This window comes from Mycoplasma haliaeeti (genome assembly GCF_048284645.1).
In the GTDB taxonomy this organism is placed as follows: domain Bacteria; phylum Bacillota_I; class Bacilli_A; order Mycoplasmatales; family Metamycoplasmataceae; genus Mycoplasmopsis.
Window position 1 is genome coordinate 14,985 of the sequence record NZ_JBLWAB010000005.1, and the last position, 12,102, is coordinate 27,086.

At 29.3% G+C, this 12,102-nt stretch carries 7 protein-coding genes and 1 tRNA gene; 3 read left to right on the plus strand and 5 right to left on the minus strand.

Annotated features, from left to right (window positions below):
* Positions 1-83: 83 nt before the first annotated feature.
* The 5 genes from ACNQ2T_RS01810 to ffh form a co-directional block, all read right to left on the minus strand.
* Complete coding sequence (locus ACNQ2T_RS01810) at positions 84-4,913, minus strand: coiled-coil domain-containing protein (RefSeq protein ID WP_418035842.1); 4,830 nt, start codon at positions 4,911-4,913, stop codon at positions 84-86.
* 109 nt (positions 4,914-5,022) lie between these two features.
* On the minus strand, positions 5,023-6,288 hold the full coding sequence (locus tag ACNQ2T_RS01815) for a restriction endonuclease subunit S (RefSeq protein WP_418035843.1): 1,266 nt from the start codon (positions 6,286-6,288) through the stop codon (positions 5,023-5,025).
* Between the two features lie 105 nt (positions 6,289-6,393).
* Positions 6,394-6,469 (minus strand) — tRNA-Thr (locus ACNQ2T_RS01820).
* A 47-nt stretch (positions 6,470-6,516) separates the two neighbouring features.
* Positions 6,517-7,374: an exonuclease domain-containing protein gene (locus tag ACNQ2T_RS01825; RefSeq protein WP_418035844.1), complete on the minus strand. Its 858-nt coding sequence runs from the start codon at positions 7,372-7,374 to the stop codon at positions 6,517-6,519.
* Positions 7,375-7,377: 3 nt separating this feature from the next.
* Complete coding sequence (gene ffh, locus ACNQ2T_RS01830; RefSeq protein WP_418006411.1) at positions 7,378-8,736, minus strand: signal recognition particle protein; 1,359 nt, start codon at positions 8,734-8,736, stop codon at positions 7,378-7,380.
* Positions 8,737-8,801: 65 nt separating this feature from the next.
* Here ffh and ACNQ2T_RS01835 point away from each other — a divergent pair, with 65 nt between their 5' ends.
* The 3 genes from ACNQ2T_RS01835 to ACNQ2T_RS01845 are packed head-to-tail and all read left to right on the plus strand — an operon-like array spanning position 8,802 to position 11,546.
* A complete protein-coding gene (locus ACNQ2T_RS01835; RefSeq protein ID WP_418035845.1) occupies positions 8,802-9,740 on the plus strand; it encodes an RluA family pseudouridine synthase in 939 nt (312 codons plus the stop codon).
* On the plus strand, positions 9,733-10,758 hold the full coding sequence (locus ACNQ2T_RS01840) for a hypothetical protein (protein WP_418006409.1): 1,026 nt from the start codon (positions 9,733-9,735) through the stop codon (positions 10,756-10,758). The genes ACNQ2T_RS01835 and ACNQ2T_RS01840 overlap by 8 nt, the downstream gene beginning before the upstream one ends.
* Positions 10,759-10,802: 44 nt before the next feature.
* Complete coding sequence (locus ACNQ2T_RS01845; protein WP_418035846.1) at positions 10,803-11,546, plus strand: M48 family metallopeptidase; 744 nt, start codon at positions 10,803-10,805, stop codon at positions 11,544-11,546.
* Positions 11,547-12,102: the final 556 nt, after the last annotated feature.

The window sequence follows — 12,102 nt, forward strand, 5'->3', positions numbered from 1 at the left end:
TATACCTAGGAGATAGCTTTCTAGGTATTTTTTATTCTAAAACTAAAAAACAACCCAAGTTTGAGTTGCTTTTATAATGTTTATTAATTAGCTTTCTTATAAATAGGTAAGCTAAGATCTTTAAGTTCTTGAATAGTTAATTGTTCTCAGTTTGTTTTTGTAAAGACAAATGTTAAAGAAGAAATAACTTTATATGACGTATTTGTTTTCTTATCAGTAATAGTATAAACTACATAATAAATTCCACTATTACTATTGCTAATTGTTCCTAAAAACTCTCTTCATTTAACTGCATTACCAGTAACATTGCTAAATGATTTAATTACTTGATCATTCTTTGTGTCAAAGTCTACAAAGTGAATATCAGCACTAATTGGATAAGTATCACTGTTAAATCAAGCAAATGTAAATTCTAGCCAGTTATCTTGATCTCAATTTTCATTTGTAGCATTATAGTTAGAACTTTGTGAGTTTCCATTAACTGTTACCCGAGAGAATCAGTCAAATATTGGTGCTGTATTACTACATTGTAGTTGTAAAACTTCGGAATTTACAGTATCACTTGGGAAGATTTGATTATATATCTCTACATAGTAATATCCATTAGGTGACTCTATAATGTTTTTAGTTAGTTTTAAGGCATCAATAGCACTATTTGAAATAATTTTTCTTCAACCACTAGCTCCTGGAGTCAGTTTTGTTTGAGAGTAATATACATTGGCTCTTAATGATAAATTACCTTGTAAAATTTGACTTTTACCATTAATTGCTGAAATCTCAATCTTATAGCCATATTGATCATATTGATTTAATGATAATGAGTCAAACTCATTTAAATTACGAGTAATTAAAATAGTTTTAGCCTTATTATAAGCTGGATTTAGTAAATTATTAGTATAGTTTTCTTCTAGTTGTTTAATTAATGCTGCAATTTGGTCTTGGCTTAAATCTTGTTGGCTTTGCAGTTGAATTTTATTTCAAGTAGCTAAATATGCATCGTGATTTGCTTGAGAAACTTGATATACATCATTCCCTACAACATATCCACCCATAACAAATTTATAGTAAGCTAATTGATTAATTAAATCTTGTTTAGTGAATTGAACTTGCTTACTAAATCACCTAGCTAAACCAGTATTTTCAATAGGAGTTTCAATCTTTTTATTATCTGCTCAAGTTACATAAACTTGATCGTTTTGAATATTAAAGTTATATAGATGTTTATCCTTATGTCCTAGGGATACAAGTTGATGTGACTTGTCTTTTAGATTATAAATTACAATAGAATATCCATTCTTATTATCATATATAGGGAATGATATTGTATCCTTGTAGCTATAAATATTAATTGCAAAGTTAGGTTGTTGTCAAAAATTACCATATGAATGTGCAATAGCAGCTGCAATTTGGTCTTTATATAAGGATGCTACATCTCAAGATACTTCGTCTCCATAAGCTTGTGAAAAATCTTGTTGAATAATTCTTGCTGTAGGGGCTACTTGTTTTCCATTGCTAGTTATCATCTTTGGAGTATATACAATTCCATATCATTTCTTATTATTGTAAACATAGTTAGGTAATACTCCATATGGAACTTGCGTATTTCCACCAAGTATAGTTTTAGAAGCTAAATAATCACGTTCTGAATTTAGTGCGACTTCATTATTTAAATAGAATGTATTAAAAGGTAAATCATAAAGGTTATTAAAGTTATATGGATTTAAATTACCTGACATATTTGGCACAAATTGAGAGGTACTTGGTGAGGTAATAATACCTCCAAAATCACCTCTATAGTGTGATAATGGGTATAAGTAATATGGTTCTGGAGCTTCATAAGTAATATCTGAGTCAAATCATTTATAGGTGGTTGAATTAGGATCTGGCATATTGTCTTGATTTACTGGTAATTTCATTCACGTTACCATGTGAGCATCAGCATCTTGTCCACCTGGTAAATTATTTGCCTTTCCTGTTGGTCAAGCAAAAGCCTTAATACCAGCCATTTGCAGTAAGATGGCATATGAAGTTGCAATATCTCTACATACTCCTGTGTGTCCTGCTATTGCAATATCTAATCTAGCTACAGCTTGATATACAAATCACATTCTTACAAATTTCCATAAAGTAAAAGCTTTATCTCATTGGCTCATGCCTTCTTTAATTTGACTCATTCCTTGTTGAATAAAGTCAAATACAACATTTTGCACTTGTCCAGGAGTTCTAAAATCTTCCATATAGGTATACTTAAATGATCCTGAATCTACATATCATTTCTTGTCATTAACATACTCTGGAGTATTTGGGAAATATCCATCAGAAACAAAGCTGCGATCAGCATTCTTATATCTAAATCCCATTTGGTTTGAATCTACTGTAAAGTATGAATAATTTGCTTTATTAGTAAATTGCCATTGTAAGAAAGCATTGTTTCAGGTATCGGTATCAATTAGTCTATCTCCTAGAGTAAAAGTAACTACTTTGTTACCAATTAATGTATCAAACATCTTAATTAACATCTCTTGTGTAATTTCATTATCCTGAACTCTAGGTAACGGAACGCTACCTCAATTGAAGTTATCAGGTTGTTCTTGATTGATATCTTTATATTGATTATAAATTGCTTGTAAGTTGTTTATAGCTTGCTGTAAGGTAGCTACATTACTATTTTCATCATAAGAATTATTTTCAATAGCTTGCTCAATTGCTTTAGCTGCTTGTGGATGCTTTTTACTATCTACATGTAAATCCTTAAGGGCTTGGATTGCACTTGAAACTTGTTGTTTTAAACTTGTAACTAGTGCATTATAAGTATCAAAAGCAGCTTTGATAGCACTTGAGACTTTTGCTTCTAGTTCTTGCAATTGTTCAATGGTAAACTGAGTTAAGCTGCTTGTGCTATTTTGATTTAACAATGTCTCTAAAGCATTATCTTGATATCCTTTTTGTTTTAATTCATCATAAGTGGCTTGGGCAGTAGTTAATTTAAGTTTAACATCTCTTATTAATTGCACTTTAGGATCAACTTTAGGTACATCTTTATATTGCTTATAAACATCTTTTAAGTTTTCAAGCATAACATTAAGTTCTTTTAAGTTTGTTGCATCAGTATAATTATTTTGGTTCAAAGCTTGATAAATAGCATTATAAGCCTTTGGATTATCTTCTTGGCTAAATCCTAGGGATAAAAGTTTATCTCTTTGACTTGATATTTGATTTCTAACTTGTAAGCAAGCTTGATTATAGCCTTCATTTGCTTGCTTTTGTTGTTCTTGTAATTGATTAATTATTCCAAGCAATTCTTTATAACTATCACTTGTAAGTGATTCTTCTTTAATACTTTGTACATAAGAATCTAAATTACTTGCTTGATATCCATTATTTGCTAATAGAGTAACTAATTGCTTACTTTGGGCAAGTAATTCTTTAATGTTGATTAGTGCCTCATTTTTCTTAGTTGCTGGAAGATCTTTATACTTGTTGTAAAGAGTTTGTAATGCAGTTACTTTGTTCTTTAAACTGCTTAAAGAATCTAACTTACTATAAGTATTATTGTTTAAGCCTTCTGTTATAGCTCTAGTAGCACTAGCATCCATAATTTGGTCAATTCCTAAAGCTTTAATCTTACTTATTAAATCTTCAATAGTAGTAATGGTTGCATTAACTGCTTGCGCGTAAGCATTATTAGCTTGCTTTTGTAATTCTGCTAGATGTTTAATAGCATCATTTAATTGAGCTAAATTTAGCCCATCAATATATTTTGTTGTTAAACTAGCTAAATATGTTCCTAATTCAATTGCATTATAGCCATTATTAGCTAATGAATTAACAATTCCTTTAGCTTTAGCTATTTCAAGATTTAAAGTAGCTTTAGCTTGTTCCTTTAAAATTTGTTCATGAGTTAGAGTTTTATTGATTTCCTTATATTCTTGATATAAGTTAGTTAAATTAGAAAGATAGATTTTAAGTTGTTTTAAAGTATCATTGGCACTGAAAGCATTTGCTTTTAGGCCTTGAACAATAACTTTATAAGCTTCTGGATAATTATTTTCAGTAACTCCTAAAGCTTGGATATTACTTACAATAGCCTTTAGTTGTTCAATTATTGCATTGCATGCAGTATCATAAGCATTATTTGCTTGTTGAATTTGTTGTTTTAAATTAGCTAATATAGTTTCAAGATTAGCTAAAGACATAGTTGTTAATGCATCTACATTAATGCTACTTAGATATTGACTTAATTCACTTGCTTTATAACCTTTTGTTTCTAGGTTAGATACTAGTGCACTAGCAAGTTGCATTTGTTTATTAATTTGGGTAATAGTTTCTTTCTTAGCTGGTTGTTCTGGATCTATTGCTGGTTTATTAGCTAGTTCCTTATATTTATTATATAAATTAGCTAGTTTGCTATTCCAATCTCTAATGTTATTTAAGCTATCTTTATTTGTAATTTGACTAGCTTGGCGTATAGCTGACGTTATTTCTTGTTTAGCTAACTTGTCTTCTTTAGTTAATTTGCTATTTAAGGTTGTTAGCTCTTGAATAATTTCTTTTAAATTATTTAAAGCAAAAGCAACTTGGTTTTGATACTCAGTTTCTATTTGATTTAGTAGTTCAGTACCACGAGATACTAAATTCTTTAATTTATCTAAGTTAGCTTGCTCATAGTCTTTATTTTGCTTTATAAATTGTCTAATTTCTAGTTGAACACTAGAGATTTCAATATCTTTTAATTGATTATCATAAGATTGTAATTGAGCAATGATTTCTTCAAAAGATTTAAGTTCTTTATCTCTTTGTTCCTTTTCTTCTTTAGCAGTATCGTTGCAACTAGTTGCAATAAAAGCTATTGGAGCTATAGCGCTTGCTCCAAGTAGTGTACTATTTACTGTTCTTTTCATTTTCTTATTCATATCTACCTCTTTTTTATAATTCTAAAATATTATTTTTAAAAATATCAAATTTTAACTTCCTTTTTAGGCAATAAAAAACTTATTAGAATCATAGTTCTAATAAGTAATATTAGCAAAACATCTTTTCTAATAAAGCTTGCTTAATGTTGTTTAGCTTTTCTAATTTTTGTTCTTGAGAACGGATAAGAGAGTCTAGATTTGAGAAGAATTGACCTATTTTTTGTTGTTCAGATAAATTAGTCATGGGAATGTTTAAAAGTTTATAATCACCTAAATTATAATTAGTTCTACCATCACCCGTTGAGATTTGAACTGCTCATTTTTTATGTGTTTCTGTATTTAAAAATACAGACAAGAAGCTAGAGTCTAATTTATTTTTATCTGGTCTTGTAACAATTGTGGCAAAACCTATTGATTTTGCTTCTTTTTCAGATACCACTGCTGAAGTTCCGACATCACCTGTATGCACAGTTACCACGTCGCCTACCATATGCATACGAGACTTATTTTTCATAGCAAAAGATTGTTCTAAATGAATTGGATTTTCATCAAATTCAAAACGCCCATCTTTTATATCAGAATTCCTTATTAAAAGTACTCCGTGTTTTGAATAATTAGTCGTCATAGTAGTCACAAGGCCAATAAATACTTTGCTACATTCTTGAATATTTACATAATACCAGTTATCATAATAGCTATTAAATCTCACACTTGGCATATGTTGGTTATTTTTTATAAACATTTTATCAAGCAATGATTGTTTCATTGATTGAAGTTTTTTAAGTTTTTGCTCTTGAGAATTTATATATGAATCAAAAGAAGATAATAAATCATTTATCTTTTTCTGTTCTAAAAGTGATGGTTTAATTACTGATAGTGAATTAAAATGTTCTCTATTTAAAACAAATCTTTGAACACCTTGTGCACGCAACATATATTGAGCACAAAGTCTTTTTTGATCTAAGCAATAGTTTGCAAAATTTTCACAGAATTCTTCAGAATTTGGACGAAAGCGCACTAAATGGTATGAATACACAAAATTAGGAATTGTTTCTTGAACAACAAATGTATGTCCTATATCATCAATAGTCTCTGACGATGGAGTGAATAAGATGTCACCTTTTATTAGATTATTTTTTAATAATTGAGAATTATTTGCAGTTGTTATCATAAAACTATCTATGTTATTTGATGTAATTGCTATTTTATTGTAGACATCCATGTAATTAACCATGTGAACTACATTATCTTTTTCTCGATAAACCTTATCAACTCCATTTGAATTGAAAGTTCCAATATTACCCAATTTAAATTCTTTTCATTCTTCTTTAAGCCCTTTAAACCTTATTTCTGGCACCATCTTTTTATCCAACATATTTCCTCTTTCATCGATTACTTAATTTTATCATATCTATAAGTAATATTTTTGCCTCAGTTGGGCTAAAAAATTGCAATAAAAAAATCCATTACTGGATCAATTTGGTGCCGGCAACTGGACTCGAACCAGCGACCCCTTCCTTACCATGGAAGTGCTCTACCTGCTGAGCTATGTCGGCAAATCGTTAATAATATAATACCAAAATATTATTAACGTATTAGAAAATTAATCTATGATTTCTAATTTTCTTAGTAATTCTAAAAATTCTTCAAGTTTTACAATTCTTTTTTGTAGTTTCTGAGCCTTAATATATTTAGAAGTTGTGGTTTGATCATCACAGCTGATTAAAAGGTTTGTCGATTTTAACACTGAGTTATTTACTTTTCCACCATTTAATTCAATAACATTTTCAAGACTTTCTCTGCTATAAGTACCATCACCTGTGATAGCAATATTAAAGCCTTCTAATAAGTTAGAAGTTGAATTCTTAGCCTTAAGAATAGGTTTTTTATTAATTTCTAAGTCAGAAGAAATTGGTGTTCTTGACACTTTGCGTCTTCAGCTTTTGTCCTTTTCTTGGCACAATCTTTTATACACTTCTTGAGTGCAAAGTACATCAGCTAAGGCTCTATGGTTCTTTTGTGCTGAATATTCAATTTCATAATAAGCACATAAGTCACCAAGTGTATTATGAGGTAATGACAATTTCCATCTAGCAAGTGCTAATGTATCTATAATTTCATTTTGGATATTTCAATCTAATTTATTAGTTGAATAATGATTTAAAAAGCGATAATCAAATGATTTTATATTGTGACCTATTAAAGGTAAATCATCAATAAATTTTAGAAATTGCTCTAGTACAATTTCAATCGGATCCTCATTTTGCAACATTTCATTTGTTATATGGGTCTTTTTAACAATAAAAGGAGGAATTTGACCTTCTATTTTAACTAATTTAGAAAATTCCTCTACTATTTGACCATCTTTTACTTTAATTGCTGCAATTTCAGTAATTTCATCATTATAGGGATGAAGTCCTGTGGTTTCAATATCTAAAACTATATAACTATTTGGATACATAAATTAGAATAGTCCACCCATTCCACCAAATCCTCCAAAACCACCTGTTTTCTTGAAGTTTTGTGCAATTTGAGTCATCTTTTTGCTCATTGCATCAAAGTCATTTAGTAGCTTGTTATATTCTTGGGCACTACGACCACTTCCTTTAAGGATTCTTTCTTTTCTTGAAGCTTGTTTAAGTAATTTAGGATTCTTTCTTTCAGCTTTAGTCATTGATGACATGAGAATTTGATATAGTTGCATTTTTTCTTCAGCTTTATCAATTTCAGCCTCATCAATTTTACCAGCTATATTTCCAGGAAGCATTTTAAGGATTTTTGAGAATTTTCCCATTTGTTTCATTTGCTTAATTTGTTCCATTAAGTCATCTAAAGTAAATTGTCCTGAGAAAATTCTTTCAACCATGTTTTTGGCTTTATCTTCATCAATAGCTTCACTAGCTTGTTCAATTAATCCCATTACATCACCCATACCTAGAATTCTTTCAGCCATTCTATCTGGGTGGAAAAGTTCTAAGTTAGAAGTCTTTTCTCCAGTACCAATAAATCTAATTGGGATATTTAGCACTTGTCTTAAGCTTAAGGCTGCTCCACCACGAGCATCTGAATCAAGTTTTGTAATAATTACACCAGTTAATTTTAATTTATCGTGGAAAGCACTAGCAACATTGATAATATCTTGCCCAGATAAAGCATCTGCAACAAAGAAGATTTCATCAGGATGAGCTATCTTTTTAATATTTGCTAATTCATCCATGAGTTTTTCATCAATTGCAAGTCTACCAGCAGTATCGATAATAATTAAATCATTCTTATTATCATGTGCTTGTTGTAAGGCGTTTTGTACAATAGTTTCAGCTGGTACATTAACTCCTTGTTCATAGTAATCAACTTGAATTCCTTTTGCTAAAGTTACTAATTGATCTACAGCAGCTGGACGATAAATATCAGCAGCTACTACTAAAGGTTTAGTAACAAATTTCTTCTTTCTTAAGTAGTAAGCTAACTTAGCACTTGCAGTAGTTTTCCCACTCCCTTGCAATCCACACATCATTACGACATAAGGCTTTTTGTCAATTTTAATTTCTTTAGTTTCTTTTCCAAGTACATCAACAAGTTCATCTCTAAAGATCTTAATCATAGTTTGAGAAGGGTTTAATCTTCCAATAATTCTTCCTTCTTCTAAAGCCTTTTCTTTAACGTTATTAACGAATTCTTTAACTACCCGTAAGTTAACGTCAGCTTCAAGTAAAGCCATCTTAACTTCACGAGTTACTTCTAAAATATCAGCTTCATTTAAGGTTGTTTTCTTAGCCATTTTTGCTAAGCTTTTTTGTATTCTTTTTTCTAAAAAATCTAACATAAAATTATTATACAACACATAAGTAAATAGCTAATAAATTTCAAAAAACTTATATAATATCTTTTATGAAAGAAATAGAAGTAAAATATCCAGAAAGATTAGACAAATACGTTTCAAATAATAGTGATATCTCACGTAATGATATTAAACAATTAGTTGAACAACATTGTGTCTATGTTGATAACATTTTGGTCAATAAACCAAAATTTACTGTTCGTGAAGGACAGATTATTAAAATTACAAAAGTAATTGACAAAGAAATTAAGATCGAACCTAAAGAAATGCCTTTAGAAATCTTATATGATGACGATTACTTATGTGTTTTAAACAAACCAAGTGGACTAACAGTTCACCCTGCCCCAGGTCATTATGATGACACGTTAGTAAATGGTTTATTACACCATTTTAAAAACAACTTATCAAATGAAAATGGATTACTTAGACCAGGAATTGTACATAGAATAGATAAAGATACTAGTGGACTGCTAATTGTTGCTAAAACAAATGAAGCTCATAATTTATTAGCTGATATGTTTGCAACTCACAGCATCAAGCGTTCATACTTAGCAATTTGTGATGGGATTATTGAAAATACTAAACTTAAGTTAGTACTTCCAATTGGACGTTCTACCAAAGATAGATTAAAGATGGAAGTAACTAACCACAATTCAAAACCTGCTGTTACTTATGTAACATTAGTTAAAGGTTTTTATTTAGATGGATTGCCAAAATCTTTAGTTAAATGTGAACTTGAAACCGGAAGAACTCACCAAATTAGAGTTCACATGGCTCACATTAAGAATCCAGTATATGGAGATCCTGTATACAATAAAGCCATTGATGATAAAGGGCAAAGATTACATGCTTATAAATTAACCTTTATTCACCCTGTAACGAAGGAAGAAATGGTTTTCTTTGCTAAGCCACCTAAAGAATTTGAAATTGCAGATTTTGACTTTGATCAATTCCTAAAAGAAGAAGCTCAAGGAGGTAAAAATGAATAATAATCAAGCTCTTGAATTAGAAAAATACGAAACACCAGAAGCCTTTTACCAAGATTATAAAAGCAAATTTAATCAATGAATGTGAATTTGATTAGCTGCATTAATTGCTTGCTTTGCATTACTTGTTGCAGACTTTGTTATTACACTTGTTTTCCAAGAAAGTTTCTTAAAGACTTTTTACTTTAAGTTAGGAACAAATGCAGCAGCTGAAGTTGGAAAATTAACTTCTAATATGATACTTAATACCTACATCTATAGAGTGGCAAGTATTGTAGCTTATATGCTTATCTTTGCATACTTAATTTATGCAATTATCAGTTATAAAATTTCAGCTAACAAAAATCAAACTTTTATTAGACAAAATATGTGATTAGGAATTCTTACATTTGTTGTTGCTATTTATGCAGTATTTAACTTAGTTCAATATATGTATAACAATGCATTAAACGAATATGCACCATTTGCAATCGCAATCTTTGCTGTTGAATTAATCTCATCAATTTTATATGTACTAATATACTTTATTCCAGCTGGACAAATTAGAAAGCTTGTGAAATACAATGTATTTGTAGTTCAAAACATTCAATTCAAATTAATCCAAAAGAAATTTAGAGAAAGCCAAGCCAATGGAGGAAATAATCCATTTGATATCTTCAACATATTTAACAATATGGCTGCAGAATTTAATGCTAATGCACAAGATGCAAGCGAAAGCAATTCCGAAGAAGAAGATGAAATGGCTCGTCAATACCATGAAGCAAAAGAAAAGGCTGCTAAAAAAGAACCTTATAATCCTGCTACATCAATGGATGAAGAAAAAGATCAAGCTATGGCAAAATTGCTATCAATGCCAAATCAACAATTATTCCAAATGGCAGCTATCTTAAACATTTCTGGATATGAAGACATGTCTAAAGATGAACTAGCTTCTTTAATTTACAATTACACCAAGCAAGCTCAAGAAAGATATGCTCAAACACAAAAAGAAATTCATCAAGATAATAATGATAAGAAGTAATCTCGCATTGCTTCTTTTTTTATTCAACATTGTATAATTAACTTATGAATTACAACACACTAGCAGACTTTAAATTAGCCACTATGACTATTAATAATCATCCTTATTCTTATTACTACTATGAAGTCAAAGATCGCTTAATGTATAAGTCTTTCATTAACAATAATGAGATTTATATTATCTACAATCCTAGCGTTCCTAAGTTACAAGATAAACTTATCAAAACTCTTAAATTCTATATTCCTAAATTAAAATATGAATTAAGCCCTAATTATGATACTTTCTACTTTATAGGCAAGCAATATAAATATAAGTACAAAAGTATTGGTTTAATTCTGCTAGTAGAAGTAAATAACCCTAGTAATGTGCTTGCTAGCATACCTTGCTTGCAAGGAAAAGAGCAAGATACTAAATACATTGTCAAGTGCATTACCATGCATCTAAATAAGTTATTTTGCACTTATATGCAAGCAATAACTAACCAAGTTACTCAAGCCTTTAAACGTGAGCCCATTGACATACAAATAGTGAATAACATTACTTCATATCATGGGCAATATAGATACAATAAAATTCACAATACTGAATTAATTAAATACAGTTTAAAGTCTTCTATTGCTAACCCTGATTTCTTACATTATATCGTTATACATGAAGTTGCTCATTCACTTAGTCATGGGTATGATAAGCATAGCCAAAAATTTTGATCCATAGTATCTTTATTATTACCAAACTACAAAGATTACAAAAATAAATTTATTTTTGATTTTATGTCAATTAGTAAATAATTTTAATAGAAGTCATATTAGTGGCTTTTTATTTTAGTTGAAAATAACGTCCAAATGCTTGTTTTGATTCAAAAACCCTTAATTATCACCATTATAATATCTACAAAACATAGATTTTAATATTTGTTATGTAAGTGAAAAAATCTTTCACAGTAGTAGCATAATTTTTTTATTATTATCAAATTTTAAATTCATATAATTTTTGCATGTTTTTTTGTTACTTTTCTTGTCAATCACCTTAAAAACACTTGTTTTTGCTCAAAAATTAACAAAAAATAGCCTAAACTAGCAAATTCTCAGAAAAAAACATGCAAAAAATTAAAGTTTTAATTTATGTTATATAGACAAAAAGCACTCTTCACAGCAGTAACATGATGTGAGCATATCATTTCTTTTCCAAGGAAAATATGGCTAAAAACTTTTATCCCTAAAATATAGGGATTTTTGTTTTTTATATACATAAAATTACATAGAAAAATTCTATGTAGATCTTTCCCAATAGTAGCATAATGTTTCATAATTACATTAAATTTTAAATTCATATAATTTTTGCATG